Below are 21,518 nucleotides of genomic sequence, written 5' to 3' on the forward strand. Positions count from 1 at the left end.
ATCATGAAGATAGCACAACAACTGAAAGCGAAGAATATCGCAGAATACCTTATATATATGTGGCAGGTGGAAGATTTGATACGTGCCAACGGTTGCGATATAGATAAAATCCGCGAAAATATTATTTCCCGTTATCCCGAAGAAGAGCGCCCTGCATTGGAGGAATGGTATGGAAATCTGATTGATATGATGCGTATCGAAGGTGTGAAGGAGAAAGGGCATCTGCAAATCAACCGTAATGTAGTGATAAACCTGACGGAGTTGCATGGCGAATTGTTATCATCACCCAAGTACCCTTATTATAGTGCGGCTTATTTCAAAGCATTGCCTTTTATTGTAGAGTTGCGTCAAAAGAGCGGGAAGAAGGATGAACCGGAATTGGAAACATGTTTCGAAGCTTTGTATGGTGTTCTGCTGTTGCGTTTGCAGAAGAAGGAAATAACACCGGGAACGGCGAAGGCAATAGAGGTTATCAGCAGTTTCATATCTTTGCTTGCCAACTATAATGAGAAGGACAAGAAGGGGGAGTTAAAGCTGGAAGAGTGATAAAGTGACAGGGTGATGAGGGATCGTAGTTTTAATCGTGAATTGTAATTAATAGAATCTAAATATAGAGATGAGAATATTAGTAACCGGAGCCAACGGACAACTTGGCAACGAGATGCAAGTTCTTGCAAAAGAGAATCCGCAACACACCTATTTTTTTACTGACGTACAGGAATTGGATATCTGTGACGAACACGCTGTACGGGCATGCATTGCCGACAATCAGATTGATGTCGTAGTAAATTGTGCCGCTTTTACGGCGGTTGACAAGGCAGAGGATAACGAAGAACTATGCCGCAAACTGAATGAGGAGGCTCCGGGAATACTGGCACGTGCTGCACAAGCTTATGGTGCTGCAATGATACAAGTTTCTACGGACTATGTATTCGACGGTACGGCGCATATACCTTATAAAGAAGATTGCATGCCGTGTCCTAATTCAGTTTATGGCTTCACTAAACTGGGCGGAGAGAAGGAAGTCATGCAGAACTGCGAGAAGGCGATGGTGATTCGCACTGCCTGGTTATACTCTATTTATGGAAGCAATTTTGTGAAAACGATGATTCGTCTGGGACGTGAACGTGAATCTTTGGGAGTTGTTTTCGACCAGATCGGTACACCGACGTATGCAAAAGACCTGGCTGTTGCCATCTATGCAGCCATCAATCAGGGAATTGTACCGGGGATTTATCATTTCAGCGATGAGGGTGTATGTTCTTGGTATGACTTTACAGTTGCCATTCACCGCATTGCAGGCATTACGACTTGTAAGGTTAGTCCGTTGCATACGGATGAATATCCGGCAAAGGCTCCACGTCCGCATTATTCCGTATTGGATAAGACAAAGATAAAAAATACTTTCGGGATGCATATTCCACATTGGGAAGAAAGCCTGAAAGTATGTATTGATAAACTGAATGCCCAATAATAATATTATACCTATTTATATATGGCAAATAATAACGAAATAGAAAGAAGACGGACCTTTGCGATTATCGCGCATCCGGATGCCGGTAAGACGTCATTAACTGAAAAACTGTTGCTTTTCGGTGGACAGATTCAGGTAGCGGGTGCTGTAAAGAGCAATAAGATAAAGAAAACGGCTACATCCGACTGGATGGATATAGAGAAACAGCGTGGTATTTCTGTAACTACCTCTGTGATGGAGTTCGATTACAAAGATTATAAGATTAATATCCTCGACACTCCCGGTCACCAGGACTTTGCCGAAGATACTTACCGTACGCTGACTGCTGTAGATAGCGTTATCATCGTTGTGGATGGTGCCAAAGGTGTGGAAACGCAGACTCGTAAATTGATGGAGGTGTGCCGTATGCGTAACACACCGGTTATTATATTCATCAATAAGATGGACCGTGAGGCTAAAGATCCTTTCGATTTGCTGGATGAGCTGGAGGAAGAACTTGCCATTCATGTGCGTCCGTTGACGTGGCCTATCGAAAGTGGTGTGCGCTTTAAGGGAGTTTATAACATCTATGAGCAGAATCTGAACCTTTTTCAGCCTTCCAAGCAGGTAGTGACGGAAAAGGTGGAGGTAGATATCAATACCGAAGAACTGGATAAGCAAATCGGTGCGCAACTGGCTGATAAATTACGTGGTGAGTTGGAGTTGATAGATGGAGTATATTCTGAATTTGATAAGGAAGAATACCTGAAAGGGGAAGTGGCGCCTGTATTCTTTGGTTCGGCTCTGAATAATTTCGGTGTACAGGAGCTGCTGGATTGCTTTGTGGAAATAGCCCCAAGCCCTCGTCCGGTGCAGGCGGAAGAACGTGAAGTGGAACCGGAAGAACCGAAATTTACCGGTTTTGTGTTTAAGATTACGGCAAATATTGACCCGAATCACCGTTCTTGCATTGCATTCTGCAAGATATGTTCCGGTAAATTCACACGTAATACTCCTTATCTGCATGTACGTCATGGGAAGACGATGCGTTTTTCTTCGCCCACGCAGTTCATGGCACAGCGCAAGACAACCGTTGACGAGGCTTGGGCAGGCGATATTATCGGTTTGCCGGATAACGGTACTTTTAAGATTGGTGATACGCTGACGGAAGGGGAGATGCTTCATTTCCGTGGTTTACCGAGTTTCTCACCGGAGATGTTCAAGTATATCGAGAATGCTGACCCAATGAAGCAGAAACAGCTTGCCAAGGGTATCGACCAGTTGATGGACGAGGGTGTGGCGCAGTTGTTTGTCAATCAGTTTAATGGGCGTAAGATTATCGGTACGGTAGGACAGTTGCAGTTTGAGGTTATCCAGTATCGCTTGGAGAATGAATACAGTGCGAAGTGTCGTTGGGAACCGTTGAGCTTGTATAAGGCTTGCTGGATAGAGAGTGATAATCAGGAAGAGCTGGAAGCCTTTAAAAAGCGCAAGTATCAGTATATGGCAAAGGATCGTGAGGGTAGGGATGTATTCTTGGCTGATAGCGGTTATGTGTTGCAGATGGCGCAGATGGACTTTAAGAATATTAAGTTTCACTTTACAAGTGAGTTCTGATTTTTCTTGTTTTAAGATAGATAGAGGGCATAAAGTAACGAAAAACTTTGTGCCTTTTTTGTTTATTATGTAGAGAAAGCATTACCTTTGTGACGCTAAGATTGATATGTGTTGATTCTAAAAACAACGACAAAACATTGATTATGAAAAGCGGATATATGCTATTCTTTTTGTCCTTTCTTTTTCTTCTGGGGCTGACAGCTTGCACTGCCCCTGTCAGTAAAACCATGCTCGATTATGAACAATCCCTTGTCCGTGCCGACTCTTTAGTACAAGCCGGTGTCGCCGATAGTGCCCAAACCTCCCGTCTGCTTTCCGAATTGCATCGTGAATATAACAGGGTGAAAGAACTCTCCGATGGGAAGCGTGTCCGCCTGATGCCTGCCAATAAGCGGAAGCAATTCTTCTGGGGAGCATTTACTGCTCTGATGATAGGTCTGAACGTATGGCTCTCCATAAGCAATATCAAGTTTTCGACCGACCGTAAGCATCGCCGTTACCTCATTGATTTGAGCGAGAATGAGCAACGTCTGCGCAACAATGAACTGGAAAAAAATGAATTGCAGGAGTGCCTGCAGGAGATGTCACTGACGGATGAGGAACGGGAAGAAGTACACCGGTCATTGATGAACCTTATGGAGCATGGCAGTCACTTGTGTGATGAGAACGCATCCCTTCGTGCCCGCCTTAAGGATTATGAAAAGCGTCCCTTCCCCCGCGAACTGGAATTGTTGCGGAAGGAGGGGGAGCGTGCGCACGTGTTGGATGGCCAGGTACAGGCACTCACTTCTGCCTTGATAGACCGCGATGAGGTAGTGGGGCAACTGCGCAGTCATCCCAAGTTCCTCACGGACGAACAGTGGAGATACTTGCAAACACTCACGGATCGTGTGTACGAAGGGTTTACCACCCGCCTTGCCGGACGTTTCCCGAAACTTACGCCTGCCGATCTTCAGCTTTGCCTGCTCATCCGGTTGCGCTTTACCAACGCGCAGGTTGCTACGTTGACGGCCGTGTCGCCCGCTTCGGTATCTCAGCAAAAGTTCCGGTTGAAGAAGAGACTGTTGCAGATGGACGAGGCGTTGTTTGCCAACGGTGAAACGGTGGATGCGGTGGTGGAAGGGTGCTGAACTCCTTGTATGAGTCTGGTTTTGATATAGCCTCATTGGAAAAGATTCGCGGAGTATCTTTTTCGGTGCATTCACAAATGACTGTACTTACCGGACGGAGGCGCATTGGTAAAACCAGTCTTATTTTCAAAAGTTGTGAAGGTACGCCTACGGTGTATCTGTTTGTCAGTCGAAGTAATGAAACAGATATTTGTTTGCGGTTTACTTCTGAAATTCGGCAGTCACTCAATATTTACGTGCCGGAACTTACTAATTTTGCAGAGATGTTCCGCTTCTTGATGGATTTGGGTACACGGATGGAATACAATCTGATTATAGATGAGTTTCTTCAGGGACTCCAAGGAACCGTTGTACGGTCGTGCCGATAGTATAATGAAATTGGCTCCTTTTACTACTTCGGTGTTGAAAGAAATTATGTCGGATCATAAACCGGACTATACTAAAGATGATTTATTGGGACTTTATACTTTTACCGGTGGTGTCCCGAAGTATATCGAGCAGTTTATGGATAATGGATGTACGGATGTGGAAAGTATGGTGGACTTTATGCTACAACCTGATTCATCCTTTCTGACAGAAGGGCAAGCTTTGCTGGTGCAAGAATTCGGTAAAAAGTACGGCAATTACTTTTCTATTCTATCCGCAATTTCCAATGGCAGGAATACTTTGTCGGAGATGGATACGGTTATGGGAGGGATCAGTCTGGGCGGACAACTGAAAAGATTGGAAGAAGACTATGGGCTGGTAAAGAAGAAACGGCCGATATTTTCAAAAGAGAGTTCTCAAACAGTCCGTTATGAGGTATCGGATCTGTTTTTGCGTTTCTGGTTCCGGTATTTTATCAAGTATCAAAATTATATAGAGATACAGAATTTTGAACGCTTGGCTGACATTATTAAAAAGGATTATCCCATTTTCTCCGGTTTGGCATTGGAAATGTACTTCCGCCAACAGATGATGGAGAGTAAGGAATTTGCAGACATAGGCTCATGGTGGCAGGGCAAAAACAATAAAGATCAGGATGAAATTGATATTGTAGGACTATATGCGGAGGAGAAGAAAGCTTTGGTGGCAGAGGTGAAAAAGCAATCCAAGAATTTCAAGCCGGATTTGTTTGCATTCAAAGTAGAGGAATTGAGGAAGAAAGCTTTGTTTAAGTATGAGATAGAGAGCAGATTGTTCTCAATGGAAGATATGTAGATATACTTTATCTTGAATGGAAATAAGATTAAACCTTTGTGTGATTGTACGGATAAAGAATTGAGATTTGGGCACAATATTGAAAAGCTTTTTCAGGGTAATACTTTTATGATACTATTCAGGGAACCTTAATTAAGACATTAGATATATGAATCTGCAACAGTCTGCAAATAAAATCTACCTGTTTGGGTAAAATGTTTGTATAACGAAACAAATCAATAAAATGGAAGAATTAGAGCAATATTATCATCTATCAGAGTGCGGATGGACGAAGACACTGTATGGCTCATACTACAGCAAATTTGCGAATTGTTTGATAAGTCAAAATCTACCATTAGCGAACATATTAAAAACGTATTTGAAGAAGGAGAGTTACGGCGTGATTCAGTTGTTCGGAAAATCCGAACAACTGCCGCAGATGGGAAGTCATACGAAACATTATATTACAATCTGGACGTAATCATATCTGTTGGATATAGAGTGAAATCCATACAAGGCACCCATTTTAGAATATGGGTGAACGGGCATATGCAAGCCAACACATGATGGGCTTAACCTCATTCAAGGGAAAGCATCCTACATTGCGCGATGCAAAAATAGCGAAGAATTACCTGAGCGAAGAAGAATTGAAAGTTCTGAATAATTTAGTTTCCGGATATTTTGATTTTGCTGAAGTGCAAGCCATGAAACGTCGGCCTATGTATATGAAAGACTATATTCAACATCTTGATGCAATTCTCTCTTCTACGGGAGAACAACTCTTGAATGGTAGTGGAACTGTCAGTCATGAGCAAGCTATGGAAAAAGCAGAAAGGGAATATAGACAGTTTGATGTCCGTACACTCTCTCCCGTAGAGCAAGCCTATTTGGATAATATAAAGATTTTGAACAAAAAGGTTAAAGGAAAGAAATGGCAATGGAGAATAGTAGCATAAACAAAGACTGGATGTCTGTTCACTTTGAGCAGATAATAACATTGATTCGTCGTACGCATCAAACCGTTTTTCGTGTAGCGAACAAAGCCCTCATTGATTTATATTGATTGGACTATTTTGGGAATGTGTAACATCTTATTGTTGTTTGTTTTGGAAATATTTCGACAAAAAATGAACGGTGGAACCTTGTGTTTGAACTTTTTCCGGAAGTGATGTTATCTTGATCTTGTATCGAGGGTATCTAAGTATCATACTTAGGTAGTTTCAGTATGATACTTAGGGTACCTCAGTATGATACTGAGATACCCTCACTGTAGAAAGTGTTCTGAGAGGGGGATGGATTGTGACGGATTGATGGCTTGGACTGAGGTGTTTTGGTTTTGAAATGTTGTTACAAAATAAGATTCGGGATCGATTTGTAACTTTAAAAACATTGCTATTCATAGTTCTCTTTCTCTTTTGTATTTACATTTAATAGGAGAATATCAGATGATGATTTTGCAAGCCTTGCAAAACTTGCTGTTATTTGTTATATTATAGTACCTTTGCTACATTAAAATAAGTAAAGGATATGATTCTGCTTCATTGTACGGCTTGTAAGGTAGTACAATGAAAATGTGTAGCAGCCTTTATTAATAGTATGTAGAAATGAGTATGATGTTACTGATAATAGGTGCATGGACACTTCTTATGATAATAGCTTTGTGTTTTGAAGATTGTCGAGCGTATTTGAAGGATATGAGAGAATCCTTGATATGCGACCGGCACTCGCTGTATAAAGAAACAAAAGATGAAAAAGGAGTCGGCTTGACGTGTTTATTGATATTGTTTATAAATCTGCTCCTTTCATTTTGTTATTTATTATTTATTCTGTTGTTCCCTCTCCTTTCTATATGTTTTGTTCTCAGGATTTTTAAAAATAATGATACGGATGATACATGGTTAAGAGAGCAACAAGAAAAGAAGGAAAATTATCAGCGAAAATTGAATAAGTTCAAGAAGTTTCATTATCCTGGGACAGTTTCTTTTGATTTTGATGCGGACACTTACATTTATGTAGAAAATCGTTATGACGAGGGTTTGAACAGGTGTATCCAGGAGAATTTAGATGAAATAAAAGCCATTTTTCATCAAAACGGTTTTCGTTTTATTTATTTGCCTCAATGGAAACCTGATGCTTCTTTGAATAGTTTGGCTAATTTGACAGAAGATAGAAATAGGAGTGTTGAAAATTTTTTGAGCTCGATGAGTACGATGGAGTATACAAAATTGCTTTGTAAGGTACTGCATTTTGATTGGGCAGAGATGGAAAGTGGTATCTTTCATTTTGCTTGCTTCATATATGACTCCACACCTGACATGCGTAACATAGTGCGAGAGAGCCGTTTCACGCTTTATCCAATGCAAGGAGTGATAGAGGACGGTTGGGAAACTTTCTTTTTGGACTATTGCGCTTTCATAAAAGAGGGTCGGCAAAGGCCTCATGGAGGTGTTTGCATGTCTGTTGTGTCGAACTTGCAGGGAGGAGAATTTTATGAGAGTGAGGGAGCACCACAACAAGAATTTGCAGACCATGAATTTCCCATTGTTATGAAAAATATTGCAGAAAACATTAAGAAGGAGATTGAAATACTGAAAGGTGTAGGATATTATGAGTTATTGTTGCACACATTAGGAACTGAGACTTTAGATGAGTTGAAGAATGTAAAGGTGATTCCGGAGTTGAGCAGGCTTCAGATTACGGATGAGTTCAAAATTCGTTTGCTTGATTATGATAAGGAGGTGCGGATGACTCCTTTGCAAAAGACGCTGTATATATTTTATCTGCGCCATCCGGAGGGAGTAGAATTTAAAATGCTGTCGGCCTACTATGATGAACTGTTGGCTATCTATAAAGTGCTCTCCAATAGAGAGGATGCTGAAAAACAGAAAGAGTCCATCCGTCGCTTGGTAGATGTAACGGATAATGCGATAAATGAGAAATGTTCACGGATTAAGGAAGCTTTCTTGAAAGTAGCGGATGATTTCATTGCCAGGAATTACTATATCGTATTGGATAGACATGAATATAGAGGAGAAGGGGATAAGAAGAGCTATATATATGTGGAACTTCTGAAGAAAATAATGCTTCCACGCGATTTGGTTATTTATCCGAAGGAAATTTCTGATATTGAAGTCTTGGTACCGGAAGAGAGAAAGAAAGTTCTAAAAGAGGAATTGGAAGAAATGCGGGAGCAGTATTGTGCATTAAATAGGCTGTTCTTCGATAAATCCTATCCTAAAGGTGCATTGATAGAAAAATATACAGCGTTTATCAATCTCAATCCAAAATATTATGCCGCTTATCGTGACCGTGCCATTCTTTATACACATATCGGTAAGTACCGTGAGGCGGTTGCTGATAATCAGTTGTTGATAACGCATAATGAAAGAGTATGGTCGGATGCTATTATCAATAAGGCGGAAGCACTGTTTTTCCTGAAAGATTATGATGAGGCTTTGAAAGTTGCCAACCATTATTTTGCAATATGTGAAAAGCCGACAGCAGAATGTTATCGTATCAGAGCGGAGATATTCAGAATGCTGAAAATGAGGGATGAATATAAAGCGGATATGAGGGAGTCTAAGCGTTTGCGAAAAGAAGAGAAAAATAGAATTTGGTAAGATTGAATGCTGTGTAAGAATGTTTGTATTGGACGTTGCTGTATAGGTGGTTAGATGTAGTATATAAATTGCTATCAACATATAGATTGGACAGTGGCTGTGATTGTTGTCTCAAGAAAATATTTGTAGGAGCTAAAAACTTTCTCTAATTTTCTTTTTTGTGAAAGAAAATGTTTAAGTTTGCGGATGAAGTACATGGTGATGTCCTTCAATGTTTTTTTAGAGATAAAATTGTAAAAAACGTTGTGCTTGTTCTTGTGACTGAAAACCTAGGAAACTTTCAAAACACACAGAATGGCATAGTTGTTTTCTACGCTGATTTCAGCGTGGGGCTGCTGTCCATCTATTCGTGTGTTTGGGTTTTCCTAGGACCTTCAGTTACAGATAGTGGGCACGTAGTTCCACGTTTTTGTTTGTATAAATGTCTTCTTTGGAGCTGGGAAGACAATAGAATATAATATAATAATGAATGATTTTATAAGTTTCTTATCAGATTACATCACATTGCCAATCTGTGTTGGAATAATCTTATTAGCTTTAATTGTCTGTGTCGCATTGATCCTATTTTGGAATAAAAGAAAGAAAATGCAGGAACGAAAGCGAACTATAGATTTGTTTCCTACCTTTTTGTCAACTTTAGGAGTATTAGGAACTTTTTGGGGAATTACAGTTGGACTATCTGAATTTAATACTTTGAATTTAGATAAAAGCATTCCCACGTTATTGGAGGGATTGAAAACAGCCTTTTATACTTCTCTACTGGGTATGATTTCATCTATGGTTACGAACTTTATTGCCAATAAACTTTATGATAATTATGAAGCGGGATTACCGAGTAATCAGGATGAAGCAACTGCTCGTATATGTAATGCGGTTGAGCAGATGAATCGGCAGAATGTTGGTGTGATGCAAATGTTGCTTGAATCCGTGAACCGACAATCACAGAATCAAACTGCTTTTTATAATACAGTGTTAAATAAAGTAGATGTATTCACTGCTGTCAATGCTAATTTATCCGAACTCTTGCTTAAGATAGATGCAGTAACACTTATTGTTCGTTCACAAGAAACCCATCTGTCAGTCATTGTAAGTAATGAACAACGAACTCTTGACAAATTAGATTCGCTCAATGCTAGTATAGAACATATTGACAATTGCATAGGTGAACAATTGGATATTTCATCAGCTTCTGCCTCCATTTTGCAGGAAACGCAAAATGAAACTAGGAAACTTAGTGAAGTACTTCGTGGGGAAGTTGATGAAATTGAAATGAAAATGGAAGAAACCAATCAGTTGTTGACACAAAAGTTTGATGAATTTGCCGAATTGTTAAAGAAGAGCAATACGGAAGCATTGGTTGAGGCAATGAAACAGGCGACTTCGGAATTTCAAAAACAAATGAATGAAATAGTTAGCAAGTTAGTTAAAAAGAATTTTGAGCAATTAAATCAAAGTGTTGAAAAGCTGAATACTTGGCAACAGGAAAATAAACAAATGATTTCCGACTTGACACATCAATATACAAAGATGACTACAGAATTTGAAAAAACATCTACTATTTTTATCAATGTTGCAGAATATGCAAACCAATTAAGTGGAGCAAATGGTATGCTGGCAAAGCTGGTTACTGAATTGCAGAAAGTAATGATAGAGGATACTAAATTCTCAACGATAACAACAAAACTTTCTGAAACAGTAGATTTAACTAAGGACACTATGATTAAGTTCGATGACTCTACATCAAAACTGAATGAATGGGTAAGGAAACAAAGAAATTTTGTAGATGGTGTGCAGATTTTAATTAAGAAATTGGAAGAACTGAGTTCTATACGTGATTACAATAAAGAGTTTTGGCAGGAAACTAAGAAACAGCTGGAGGAAGGTGTCGGATTTATTAAAAGGGGAAGCGATAGTTTGAATACCCAATTGACAGATTTAGATAGACAATTCTACAGCAGATTAAGCGCAACATTGGCTGAATTGGATTCTTGCATACAGGCAATGATTAATAGAAAGTAAAATATGGCAAAGCATAATGTTTGGATGTCCGTGTCCGACTTGATGACAGGGTTAATGGTTATATTCTTATTTGTTGCTATTGCATATATTAGCAGGGTAAATAGAAATGCAGATGTGTTGGCGCAATATATAGAGGCTCGCCAAAATCTGCATGATAAATTGGTGGATAAGTTTAAAACAGATACGGCAAGATGGGAAATGACGATAGGAAGGGATTTATCTTTGCGATTTACTAATCCTACCGTTCTCTTTCAAACGGGTTCGTGGAATTTAACTCCTGCGTTCTGCAATATATTAGAAGAATTTCTTCCCAAGTACTTTGATGTTTTGTTGACAGATTCATTAAAGAATAATATTAGCGAAATTAGGATAGAGGGACATACTGATCCAACACCATTTCCTACATTGGCATCTGACCCATATATTGCAAATGTGATTCTGTCACAACGTCGTTCATTGAGCGTATTACAGTATTTTCGTTCTATGTCTGCATTTCAGAAATATACACCAGAGCAAAGACGTATGCTTGAATATTGGTTTACAGCCAATGGATTGTCTTATGGTAGGACACTGGATGGCCAAAACCATTTGACGTATGATTCTGGTAATCCTATTGATTATGAAAAATCTCGGAGAGTTGAATTCCGGATTATTACAACAAGTGAGAAGATGATAGAAGAGTTTGTGAAGAAAATCACTGAATAAAATGGATAAAGATAAGCCTATTTATACATTCCAAAAGTTGAAGACTACTTTAAAAGAGTTAGGATATCAAATAGAGAAAGCTGAAGCTTATCGCCCTATTAAACCTGTTGATGTCTCTATAGAAGATATCAAAAATGGGACTATTGAAATTACAGATGAAGGTATTTTTTTTAAAACTTCTGACGGACGGAAACATAAGGGTTTTATGTATAAAAGGGAATACTTTTTAGCACGATATGGGAAACCACGTTTTCACATTCGTAATTGCAAAATTATTCAAGAGTTTAAGGCACGAGGTTTGTTTACTGATAAATACCGTTGGGCTAATGATTATGAAGTGCCGGTTTGTGATATGGATGACAACTTTATAGATAAGAATGTTAATATACTTCCGCTATGTAAATATTGTGCGGAAATTCAAAGAAGCGAACAAAATGATATCTATAGGAATAACGAAGATTTTGTAAATGAATTAAAGAAAGCCGCTCCACAAGAAATAATGACAGATGTTGATGTCTTAGGTTACACAAAAGAGTGGCAGGATATTAGTAGACGTTATAGAGAAAAACATAAATATACTTGTGAACGATGCGGCATCCATATAACAGATGATTTTGGTTATGGTTATATTCATTGTCACCACCGTAATAACAATAAAACAGATAATCGTGAAGAAAATTTGGAATGTTTATGTATAGAGTGTCACTCAAAAGTGGATAAAAACCATGAGACTCGTTTTTCTAAAGGGGCGAATTATGTTTGTTTACAGAACTTTGTGAAGAAATATAAACCTCGAAAAACTAAATAATCGCTGGAATCAGTAAGCTATTGATTCAACTTTCGAACTGTGCTATAATTTGGTGAAGAAAAATAAGTAAGTATGCGGCAAATGAAAATTTGATTCTCGAAAATTTAAGGGTATTAATGAGGATGTATCTTGTGATTAACCATATGACATCGTCTTTTAATACCAATTGTTTTACAGAAATAGACTATATAGTGCAAATATCAATATGGATAGAAGTCTTATTATTATGATTTTAGTATTTGTCATCTTGCATGACATTTCTTTATATTGGGCTGCAACCACAGGTGATTGGGGCGTATTTTTGGGGGTTAATGCAACAGCTCTAATACTTAGTAAAGCAATGTATGATATGAGGTAATTGTATTTTATATAAAGTTTCATTAGCGGACACTAATGAAATGGATACTAATTTTTTTAAATAGGAGATATAACAATGGAAAAAAAGAAGTTAATTATGGATGATGAAATAGCAATGCATGAAATTATTGCTAATCAAGTTTCTATTAGTGAACAAGAAGATGCATACGCAGCACTTGAAGCAAAGTATAATAATGTAGAAGAAGCAGTTGAACAGGATTTGCTAAGAGTGCAATTTGATAGGGTGGATGAAGATTCTGAAGAACAAAATATGCTTGCTGCTCAATTAGATGGGGTAGAAGATATGGTAGAAAGTGGCTCTGGGTTTGTAGAAGAATTTGAAGATAATGTAATAGAGGAGAATTATATTGAGGAGGAGGATCCTGATGGTTGGGGGAGTATAGATGATAATCCTTATTATAATGATAATTTGGATATGGATCAGCAATCTCCGGAGTTCTGGGATAATCTTTGATTATAAGTAAAGGGATTGATGTGGATTGCTTATTTGAACCCCAAGTACCATTATCGGGAGAGGAGCTGAATATAGAATTACTTATTTTTGTAGGAGTTGTCGTTATTGATATATTAATCGTAAAATGGCACTATGGAAAGAAGGAGGAGGCAGTGCTTTTGTTATGTTTTGCAATTCTTTTAAGTATTTATTTTTGAGAATTAATAATGTTATATAGTAAAAAGTATGGATGAAATTGTAGAATTTGATATACCGCACGACAAATCAGTCAATATCATCAAAGTGATTGGTGTGGGTGGCGGTGGTAGCAATGCTGTGAAGAATATGTACAGGCAAGGGGTATACAACGTATCTTTTGCTATTTGCAATACCGATAGTCAAGCACTTGCGAGGGCTGATATACCTGTGCGGATTCAACTTGGGAAGGTTGGGCTTGGAGTTGGTGGCAATCCGTTAAAAGGAAAGGAAGCAGCGGAAGAAAGTATAGAAGAGGTGAAACACTTATTTGACGGAGACACGAAGATGGTGTTTGTTACTGCCGGAATGGGTGGAGGAACAGGTACAGGTGCCGGACCGGTCATTGCCGGAGTAGCTAAGGAAATGGGGTTGCTGACGGTAGGCGTCGTAACAATACCTTTTGCTTTTGAGAAGAAGGTGCGTATTCAGAAGGCATTGCAAGGTGTGGAAGAGATGAGGAAGAATGTGGATGCTTTGCTTGTAATTAACAATGAACGTTTAATGGATATTTATGCGGATGGGACAACTACGGTGAAACAAGCATTCTCCAAAGCCGATGATATATTGACGGTAGCCACTAAGAGCATTGCTGAAATCATTACGATAGAGGGGGAAGTCAACCGGGACTTCTGCGATGTGCAAACAGTGATGAAAGATGGCGGAGGTGCAATCATGTCCATAGGGCGTGCTAACGGTGAACATCGTATAGAAAAGGCTATTTTGGATGCTTTGAATTCTCCTTTGCTGAATAACGTGGATATTGAAAAGGCACGTAAGTTGCTTTACATTATCTACTCTTGCGAGAAAAGTCCGGTAGTGATTTCTGAACTTTCTGAAGTGGATGACTTCATGGATGGTCTGTCTCCGGATATAGAGGTTTTGTGGGGATTGTATCCGGACAATACTTTGGAAGATGATGTAAAGGTGGCTATTATTGCTACGGGCTTTGATGATGAATGCCTTGGTCAAGTTTCCTCCGAGGATAGGATAGATGTTGCAAAACAGGAGCGACTGGATGTATTGATGAAACAGTATTATGGCGAAAGAAAGACGAGGAAAAAGAATCTTGTGAAAGAACATGGAAATGATTCTTGTGGAGACATTGCGAATGTCGCGACTGAGAAAATGGCAAATATCAAGTCGGTAGATACTGAATCGGTAGGAAATGATGCTCAAGCAACATTAGAAAATGATACTGAACGGACAGTTCCTTTATTGGAACGTTTAAAAAAGAAATTAGAGACTTTTATGGACGAAACGATGTAGAGGGAATATCGAAGACGGACCTCAACCTGCGCTCGGTTTAATCTTATTGATTTGAGCGAGAATGAACAACGTCTGCGCAACCTTATTGCGGTGTCGCCTGCTTCGGTTTCGCAACAGAAGTTCCTATCTTACTGATTGATTTTTTATTTACGAATATTCTCTAAAATCCTTCGCTTTGAGGAGAGCTTTGGCTTCACTCGCTCAATGAATGTGATTCAGTCAAGGACTGAAAGCCTTTCACTCAGGGACTGAATGCCTTTCTGTTCCTGACTCATTGTTCCCCCTCTCAGAAGGTGTTCTGAAGGGGGTATGGGAAGGAGGGTAGACATGAGGAGGAAGTGGTAAAAAATGCGGAGATAAATCTTACACTTGTCTCTAGTTGTTGCTTATACAAATATTTTTTCATCTATTTGGGAGTTATATTTTCTAAATCGGCAATAAATATGGGAATAAATTGTTAATAAATTGTTAATTTTGTACGTATATAATTGATGATGAATTGTAGGAAATAAAAGATATTTAAGACATTAAATATATGAATAAGCAACAGCTTGCAAATAAAATATGGGCCTCGGCCAATAAGATGCGTTCTAAAATAGATGCCAATGAATATAAGGATTACATTCTTGGACTTGTGTTCTATAAATTCCTGTCAGACAATGAAGTGAACTGTCTTCGTAGTATCGGATGGAATGATGATGACATGACGGCTCTTGTAGAGGATTATGACTTAGAGACTCAACGACTTGATAAACTTAAGCAAATAAAGTCAGCCTGCTTGGATAAAATGTTTGTATAACGAAACAATTCAATAAAATAAAATGGAAGAAAAGGATAAGAGCAATATCATCATCTATCAGAGTGAGGACGGACAGACACACATGGAGGTGCGGATGGACGAAGCTACTGTATGGCTCACACAACAGCAAATTTGTGAGTTGTTCGACAAGTCGAAATCAACCATTAGCGAACATATTAAAAACGTATTTGAAGAAGGAGAACTACAGCGTGATTCAGTTGTTCGGAAGATCCGAACAACTGCCGCAGATGGGAAATCATACGAAACCTTGTATTACAATCTGGACGTAATCATATCTGTTGGATATAGAGTGAAATCAATACAAGGCACCCGTTTTAGAATTTGGGCGACGGCACGTCTTAAAGAATATATCATCAAGGGTTTCACTATGGATGATGAACGATTGAAGCAGACGGGAGGAGGAGGTTATTGGAAAGAGCTGCTCGACCGCATACGCGACATTCGTTCGTCGGAAAAAGTGATGTATCGACAGGTGCTCGATATTTATGCTACGGCGATTGACTATGACCCACGTTCTGATGTATCCATCGAATTCTTCAAAATAGTGCAAAATAAACTGCATTTTGCTGCTCATGGGCATACTGCCGCCGAAGTGATTTATGAACGGGCGGATGCAGACCAACACATGATGGGACTGACCTCTTTCAAGGGAGACCATCCTACATTGCGCGATGCCAAAATAGCGAAGAATTACTTGAGCGAAGAAGAATTGAAAGTTCTGAATAATTTAGTTTCCGGATATTTCGATTTTGCCGAAGTGCAAGCTATGAAGCATCGGACTATGTATATGAAAGACTATATTCAGCATCTCGTATGCCATGAACAGACTTATTAATGGCGGGAAGGTATGTATCAAACGTGATAATCCTGCGGACACGAATACTTGTGGTAAAGAGGTTATCTCAAAATATTCGATGCTCGTGAAATCAGTGCCGGACAAAGCCGTTATCAGATAGTACGCCAGCCTCGTTTCAGAGCTTCACACCCTTTAGGTGGAGATCGGCGAGGCGATGTGATGCTATTGATCAATGGTATGCCTGTTATCCACATTGAACTGAAACGTTCAAAAGTAGATGTGAGCCAGGCTACTTTCCAGATCAAACGCTACACCCACGAGGGGGTATTTGGCAGTGGCATTTTTAAGATGGTACAGATATTTGTTGCAATGGCTCCTGAAGAGACGCTTTACTTTTCCAGAATACAAAGACATCAAAAGCTGTGCCGATGCGTTCAGTAAAATAGTAGATGAAAATACTCAGCAAAAAGATAATCTTTAAAAATGTATGGCAGCGGTTGAAGTATATGATAAAGATTTGAAATACTCATTGACTGTATTGGTTATGCAATTATGAATGGCTATTTCCTTATTGTAGAGACTGCTTTGAATGCCACCATTCATTATCAGTGCTTTACACCTCTTGCTTGTAGAGATTGCCAGAATATTTTTGTTTCCCCTGTTTCTTTGTTCTTTCTCCCTTGTAGAGATATGCGTTCTGTAATGTGTTGTTTATTAATGTTTTGTGTAAAATGGTTGTAGATGCCATTTTCTTGTTTTCTCTTGCTATCCACCCTAACTTTGCAACATCGAATTTGAGAAAAGCAGATGGTTGAATCGTTGAGGCCTCACGGTGAAAACTTCTGCTTCTCGGGTGAGACAAGAGAAATCATATATACATTATTAATCATTTAAAACATTATTATTATTATGGCATTTTACAAGAAATTTCAATCGAAACTGAATGATTTGTGGTATCCGAAAGCAATTACTACCGGTACACCTATTACTACTGACAAGGTAGCGGATAAACTGTCTTTGCTTTCTACTGTCACCCGTGGTGACACATTTGCCGTGCTGAAAAACCTGGGAGGCGTAATGGCTGACTATATGGCTATGGGACGTACGGTGAAGATTGAGGGTGTAGGTACTTTCTACTATACAGCTGCTACGAACAAGAGGGGAGTTGCCACGTCTGATGGGGTGAACTCCGGACAGATTAATGGCATACGTGTACGTTTCATTCCCGAGGTGAAACGTAGCAGCGGCAAGCAGATTACCACCCGCTCTATGGTGGATATTGATGTTGACTGGACGGACATAGAGAAACTTGCCAACGGTGGTAGTGCCGATGGAGGCAATGGCGGTAACCAGGGCGGTTCCACCGGCGGTGACGGTGGTATCGAGGGTGATCCATTAGGTTAATCCTCCCGGCTCTGTTAGTTGGTATCTTTTGATATTCAGTGACTTGTGACAGGTGGTTCCCGTGCAATCTTTTTAACAGAAGAGAGCACGGGAACTTTCGTTTTAGCATATTTTATCGTTCTTTTTCTATTTTAATTCATCAAAAATCCGTAATTTCGGACGATTTTTTGCAAAACAGACCGAATAACTAATAATTTATAATATGGAAAATCTCAACACAGCGCTTCTGCTGATGGTGGTAGGTATGACGACAGTGTTCGCTATCCTGCTGATTGTAATCTACTTAGGTAAAGGACTTATTCTTCTGGTAAACAAGTATGCCCCCGAAGAGGTGGTGCCGGATAAGAAAGGTGCGCAAGGTCCCGCAGCGATTCCCGGAAATATTTTGGCTGCTATCAGTGCTGCTGTAACGGTGGTGACACAAGGCAAGGGTAAAGTAGCCAAGGTCGAGAAAGTAAAATGATAATCTTTAATAAAAAACACACATCTATTTATTTAGTATGAAAAAAGAAATTAAGTTCAGCTTGGTGTTCAGGGACATGTGGCAGAGTGCCGGAAAATATGTGCCCCGCGTAGACCAGTTGGTAAAGGTTGCTCCAGCTATTGTTGAAATGGGCTGTTTTGCCCGCGTAGAAACCAATGGCGGAGGTTTTGAACAGGTAAATTTATTGTTTGGTGAAAATCCTAATAAAGCTGTACGTGCATGGACGAAACCGTTCCACGAAGCCGGTATACAAACTCACATGTTGGACCGCGCATTGAATGGTCTGCGCATGAGCCCCGTGCCTGCGGATGTACGTAGGCTGTTTTACAAAGTGAAGAAAGTACAGGGGACAGACATCACACGTACGTTCTGTGGACTGAATGATACCCGTAACATTATTCCTTCCATCACTTACGCTAAGGAAGCCGGAATGATTTCACAGTGTTCGCTCTGTATCACCCATTCGCCCATCCATACAGTAGAATACTATACGGATATGGCGTTAACGCTCATCAAGGCAGGTGCCGATGAAATCTGTATCAAGGATATGGCAGGTATCGGACGCCCGGTATCATTGGGTAAGATCGTAGCAAATATCAAGGCTGCACACCCTGAAATCCCTATTCAGTATCATAGTCATGCAGGTCCCGGTTTTAATATGGCAAGCATCCTCGAAGTTTGTGAGGCTGGTTGCGATTATATCGACGTGGGCATGGAACCGTTGTCATGGGGTACGGGACATGCTGACTTGCTGAGCGTGCAGGCAATGCTGAAAGATGCAGGTTTCCAGGTTCCTGAGGTGAATATGGAAGCATACATGAAGGTACGTGCATTGATTCAGGAATTTATGGACGATTTTCTTGGTCTGTACATCAGTCCGAAGAACCGCTTGATGAACTCCCTGCTGATCGGTCCGGGACTTCCGGGTGGTATGATGGGTAGCCTTATGGCCGACCTGGAGTCCAATCTGGAATCCATCAATAAATATAAGGCAAAACGTAACTTGCCGTTTATGACGCAGGATCAGTTGCTTATCAAGCTGTTTAACGAAGTAGCTTATGTATGGCCGCGTGTAGGTTATCCTCCGTTGGTAACTCCGTTCAGCCAGTACGTTAAGAATCTGGCGATGATGAACGTGATTGCCATGGAAAAAGGCAAGGAACGTTGGGGTATGATTGCTGATGATATCTGGGATATGTTGTTGGGCAAGGCAGGTAAACTGCCGGGTACGCTGGCTCCTGAACTCGTGGAGAAAGCGGAACGTGAAGGCCGTAAGTTCTTCACCGGAAATCCACAGGATAATTATCCGGATGCGCTCGACAAGTATCGCAAGATGATGAAAGAAAATAAATGGGATCTGGGAGAAGATGATGAAGAACTCTTCGAATATGCCATGCATCCGGCACAATACGAAGCATACAAGAGTGGCAAGGCGAAAGAAGACTTCCTGGCAGACGTGGAAAAACGGAAGGCGGAACTTAATAAGTCCCCGTTGGATGACGCTAAACCGAAGACGCTAACCGTACAGGTGGATGGACAGGCTTATCGCGTAACGGTGGCTTATGGTGATATTGACCTACCGGCAAATGCTACTGCGAAAGTGGAAGCCCCCGTAGGCGAAGGTCAGGATGTGATCGCTCCGTTGGAAGGTAAGTTCTTCCTGACGAAGAATGCACAGGAAACTCCGGTGAAAGTGGGCGACAAGGTGAAGAAAGGTGACTTGCTTTGCTACATTGAAGCCATGAAGACATACAATGCCATCCGTGCCGACTTTGACGGAACAATTACGGCTATTTGTGCCACTCCGGGGGACACTGTTTCAGAAGATGATGTATTAATGAAGATAGGATAAACAGCGATGGAAGAAATATTTGCAAAACTCTATGATATGACGGCGTTCAGCAATATCATTGCCGACCCGTCGTTTCTGGTGATGTATGCCATTGCTTTCATTCTGCTGTACTTGGGTATCAAGAAGCACTACGAACCGTTGTTGCTGGTGCCCATCGCTTTTGGTGTACTTATCGCCAACTTTCCCGGTGGTGATATGGGGGTCATTCAGGCAGATGAAAACGGAATGGTAATGGTAAATGGGGTATTGAAGAACATCTGGGAAATGCCGCTCCATGAAATAGCGCACGACCTGGGATTGATGAACTTCATCTACTATATGTTGATTAAGACGGGCTTCTTGCCGCCTATCATTTTTATGGGTGTGGGTGCTTTGACGGACTTCGGACCGATGCTTCGCAACCTGCGTCTCTCTATCTTTGGTGCTGCTGCACAGTTGGGTATCTTCACTGTGCTGCTATGTGCTGTTATGATAGGTTTCACTCCACAGGAGGCAGGTGCACTGGGCATTATCGGTGGTGCTGATGGTCCGACGGCTATCTTCACGACTATTAAGCTGGCTCCGCATCTGTTGGGTCCGATTGCTATTGCAGCCTATTCTTACATGGCGTTGGTGCCGGTGATTATTCCGTTGGTAGTGAAGCTGTTCTGCTCTAAGAAGGAACTGATGATCAATATGAAGGAACAGGAAAAGCTCTATCCTTCGAAGACGGAAATCAAGAATCTGCGTGTACTGAAAATCATTTTCCCGATAGCAGTAACTACAATTGTCGCTCTCTTTGTACCGACGGCAGTGCCTTTGATCGGTATGTTGATGTTCGGTAACCTGATTAAGGAAATCGGTGCGGACACCAGCCGTTTGTTTGATGCGGCTGCCAACAGCATTATGAATGCGGCAACTATTTTCTTAGGACTGAGTGTAGGCGCAACTATGACAAGCGAAGCATTTCTGAACTGGACAACCATTGGTATTGTTATTGGTGGTTTCCTTGCATTTGCGCTTTCTATTACGGGTGGTATCTTCTTTGTGAAGCTGTTCAACCTGTTCAGCAAGAAGAAGATAAATCCGTTGATCGGTGCAACGGGATTGAGTGCTGTGCCTATGGCAAGCCGTGTGTGCAATGAGATTGCTACGAAGTATGACCCGAAGAACCATGTGCTGAATTACTGTATGTCCAGTAATATCTCCGGTGTAATCGGTTCGGCTGTAGCGGCGGGTGTGCTGATTTCGTTCCTGGGATAAGGGGAATAGATACGAAGACGGCGCGGATTACGCGAATTACACGGATTCTTTTGT

Annotated in this window: 16 protein-coding genes and 3 pseudogenes; all 19 read left to right on the forward strand. The window is 40.6% G+C overall.

Annotation, left to right across the window (positions count from 1 at the left end; all coding sequences use genetic code 11):
- The first annotated feature begins 3 nt into the window (after nucleotides 1–3).
- The 19 genes and pseudogenes from DW182_RS00325 to DW182_RS00425 all read left to right on the forward strand — a co-directional run bounded on the left by DW182_RS00325 (nucleotide 4) and on the right by DW182_RS00425 (nucleotide 21,464).
- Nucleotides 4–546 carry a DUF4924 family protein gene (locus DW182_RS00325; protein ID WP_007664433.1) on the forward strand — a complete coding sequence of 181 codons (543 nt, stop codon included), beginning with the start codon at nucleotides 4–6 and terminating at the stop codon, nucleotides 544–546.
- A 70-nt stretch (nucleotides 547–616) separates the two neighbouring features.
- A complete protein-coding gene (gene rfbD, locus DW182_RS00330; protein WP_118294294.1) occupies nucleotides 617–1,474 on the forward strand; it encodes a dTDP-4-dehydrorhamnose reductase in 858 nt (285 codons plus the stop codon).
- Nucleotides 1,475–1,495: 21 nt separating this feature from the next.
- Nucleotides 1,496–3,070: a peptide chain release factor 3 gene (locus DW182_RS00335; protein WP_118294295.1), complete on the forward strand. Its 1,575-nt coding sequence runs from the start codon at nucleotides 1,496–1,498 to the stop codon at nucleotides 3,068–3,070.
- Nucleotides 3,071–3,213: 143 nt separating this feature from the next.
- On the forward strand, nucleotides 3,214–4,200 hold the full coding sequence (locus DW182_RS00340; protein WP_118294296.1) for a hypothetical protein: 987 nt from the start codon (nucleotides 3,214–3,216) through the stop codon (nucleotides 4,198–4,200).
- Nucleotides 4,201–4,277: 77 nt separating this feature from the next.
- A pseudogene (locus DW182_RS00345) lies at nucleotides 4,278–5,400 on the forward strand (ATP-binding protein).
- 231 nt (nucleotides 5,401–5,631) lie between these two features.
- Nucleotides 5,632–6,335: pseudogene (rhuM, locus tag DW182_RS00350) on the forward strand (RhuM family protein).
- A 1,254-nt stretch (nucleotides 6,336–7,589) separates the two neighbouring features.
- Nucleotides 7,590–8,999 carry a tetratricopeptide repeat protein gene (locus tag DW182_RS00355; RefSeq protein WP_147400090.1) on the forward strand — a complete coding sequence of 470 codons (1,410 nt, stop codon included), beginning with the start codon at nucleotides 7,590–7,592 and terminating at the stop codon, nucleotides 8,997–8,999.
- Nucleotides 9,000–9,464: 465 nt separating this feature from the next.
- The gene (locus DW182_RS00360; protein WP_233564048.1) at nucleotides 9,465–11,018 is read left to right on the forward strand and encodes a MotA/TolQ/ExbB proton channel family protein; all 1,554 of its coding nucleotides are present in this window, start codon (nucleotides 9,465–9,467) and stop codon (nucleotides 11,016–11,018) included.
- 3 nt (nucleotides 11,019–11,021) lie between these two features.
- Nucleotides 11,022–11,723 (forward strand): OmpA family protein, encoded by a 702-nt coding sequence (locus tag DW182_RS00365; protein ID WP_118294299.1) that lies wholly within the window; start codon nucleotides 11,022–11,024, stop codon nucleotides 11,721–11,723.
- Nucleotide 11,724: 1 nt separating this feature from the next.
- Nucleotides 11,725–12,531, forward strand: a complete 807-nt coding sequence (locus tag DW182_RS00370) for an HNH endonuclease (RefSeq protein WP_118294300.1) — start codon at nucleotides 11,725–11,727, stop codon at nucleotides 12,529–12,531.
- 433 nt (nucleotides 12,532–12,964) lie between these two features.
- On the forward strand, nucleotides 12,965–13,363 hold the full coding sequence (locus tag DW182_RS00375) for a hypothetical protein (RefSeq protein WP_147400092.1): 399 nt from the start codon (nucleotides 12,965–12,967) through the stop codon (nucleotides 13,361–13,363).
- Nucleotides 13,364–13,588: 225 nt separating this feature from the next.
- Nucleotides 13,589–14,866, forward strand: coding sequence for a cell division protein FtsZ (ftsZ, locus tag DW182_RS00385; RefSeq protein WP_118294303.1), 1,278 nt, complete (start codon nucleotides 13,589–13,591; stop codon nucleotides 14,864–14,866).
- Nucleotides 14,867–15,401: 535 nt separating this feature from the next.
- The gene (locus DW182_RS00390) at nucleotides 15,402–15,665 is read left to right on the forward strand and encodes a type I restriction-modification system subunit M N-terminal domain-containing protein (protein WP_199678527.1); all 264 of its coding nucleotides are present in this window, start codon (nucleotides 15,402–15,404) and stop codon (nucleotides 15,663–15,665) included.
- Between the two features lie 22 nt (nucleotides 15,666–15,687).
- Nucleotides 15,688–16,497 (forward strand): annotated as a pseudogene (gene rhuM / locus DW182_RS00395) (RhuM family protein); the annotation flags it as partial.
- Between the two features lie 141 nt (nucleotides 16,498–16,638).
- Nucleotides 16,639–16,923, forward strand: a complete 285-nt coding sequence (locus DW182_RS22370) for a type I restriction endonuclease (protein ID WP_233564061.1) — start codon at nucleotides 16,639–16,641, stop codon at nucleotides 16,921–16,923.
- A gap of 468 nt (nucleotides 16,924–17,391) precedes the next feature.
- Entirely contained in the window at nucleotides 17,392–17,886 is a 495-nt protein-coding gene (locus DW182_RS00410) for an HU family DNA-binding protein (protein WP_118294306.1), read from the forward strand.
- A gap of 202 nt (nucleotides 17,887–18,088) precedes the next feature.
- A complete protein-coding gene (locus DW182_RS00415; protein ID WP_007664426.1) occupies nucleotides 18,089–18,349 on the forward strand; it encodes an OadG family protein in 261 nt (86 codons plus the stop codon).
- Between the two features lie 37 nt (nucleotides 18,350–18,386).
- Nucleotides 18,387–20,222, forward strand: coding sequence for a biotin/lipoyl-containing protein (locus DW182_RS00420; protein ID WP_007664425.1), 1,836 nt, complete (start codon nucleotides 18,387–18,389; stop codon nucleotides 20,220–20,222).
- Nucleotides 20,223–20,228: 6 nt separating this feature from the next.
- On the forward strand, nucleotides 20,229–21,464 hold the full coding sequence (locus tag DW182_RS00425) for a sodium ion-translocating decarboxylase subunit beta (protein WP_007664424.1): 1,236 nt from the start codon (nucleotides 20,229–20,231) through the stop codon (nucleotides 21,462–21,464).
- Nucleotides 21,465–21,518 lie beyond the last annotated feature (54 nt).

The organism is Bacteroides sp. AM16-24, assembly GCF_003471885.1.
Classification (GTDB): Bacteria; Bacteroidota; Bacteroidia; order Bacteroidales; family Bacteroidaceae; genus Bacteroides.

What these genes read in the sequence shown, in the direction of transcription:
- DW182_RS00325 (WP_007664433.1), top strand. Translation starts at nt 4, where the DNA reads ATGAAGATAGCACAACAACTGAAAGCGAAGAATATCGCAGAATACCTT.
- rfbD (WP_118294294.1), top strand. Translation starts at nt 617, where the DNA reads ATGAGAATATTAGTAACCGGAGCCAACGGACAACTTGGCAACGAGATG.
- DW182_RS00335 (WP_118294295.1), top strand. Translation starts at nt 1,496, where the DNA reads ATGGCAAATAATAACGAAATAGAAAGAAGACGGACCTTTGCGATTATC.
- DW182_RS00340 (WP_118294296.1), top strand. Translation starts at nt 3,214, where the DNA reads ATGAAAAGCGGATATATGCTATTCTTTTTGTCCTTTCTTTTTCTTCTG.
- DW182_RS00355 (WP_147400090.1), top strand. Translation starts at nt 7,590, where the DNA reads ATGGAGTATACAAAATTGCTTTGTAAGGTACTGCATTTTGATTGGGCA.
- DW182_RS00360 (WP_233564048.1), top strand. Translation starts at nt 9,465, where the DNA reads ATGAATGATTTTATAAGTTTCTTATCAGATTACATCACATTGCCAATC.
- DW182_RS00365 (WP_118294299.1), top strand. Translation starts at nt 11,022, where the DNA reads ATGGCAAAGCATAATGTTTGGATGTCCGTGTCCGACTTGATGACAGGG.
- DW182_RS00370 (WP_118294300.1), top strand. Translation starts at nt 11,725, where the DNA reads ATGGATAAAGATAAGCCTATTTATACATTCCAAAAGTTGAAGACTACT.
- DW182_RS00375 (WP_147400092.1), top strand. Translation starts at nt 12,965, where the DNA reads ATGGAAAAAAAGAAGTTAATTATGGATGATGAAATAGCAATGCATGAA.
- ftsZ (WP_118294303.1), top strand. Translation starts at nt 13,589, where the DNA reads ATGGATGAAATTGTAGAATTTGATATACCGCACGACAAATCAGTCAAT.
- DW182_RS00390 (WP_199678527.1), top strand. Translation starts at nt 15,402, where the DNA reads ATGAATAAGCAACAGCTTGCAAATAAAATATGGGCCTCGGCCAATAAG.
- DW182_RS00410 (WP_118294306.1), top strand. Translation starts at nt 17,392, where the DNA reads ATGGCATTTTACAAGAAATTTCAATCGAAACTGAATGATTTGTGGTAT.
- DW182_RS00415 (WP_007664426.1), top strand. Translation starts at nt 18,089, where the DNA reads ATGGAAAATCTCAACACAGCGCTTCTGCTGATGGTGGTAGGTATGACG.
- DW182_RS00420 (WP_007664425.1), top strand. Translation starts at nt 18,387, where the DNA reads ATGAAAAAAGAAATTAAGTTCAGCTTGGTGTTCAGGGACATGTGGCAG.
- DW182_RS00425 (WP_007664424.1), top strand. Translation starts at nt 20,229, where the DNA reads ATGGAAGAAATATTTGCAAAACTCTATGATATGACGGCGTTCAGCAAT.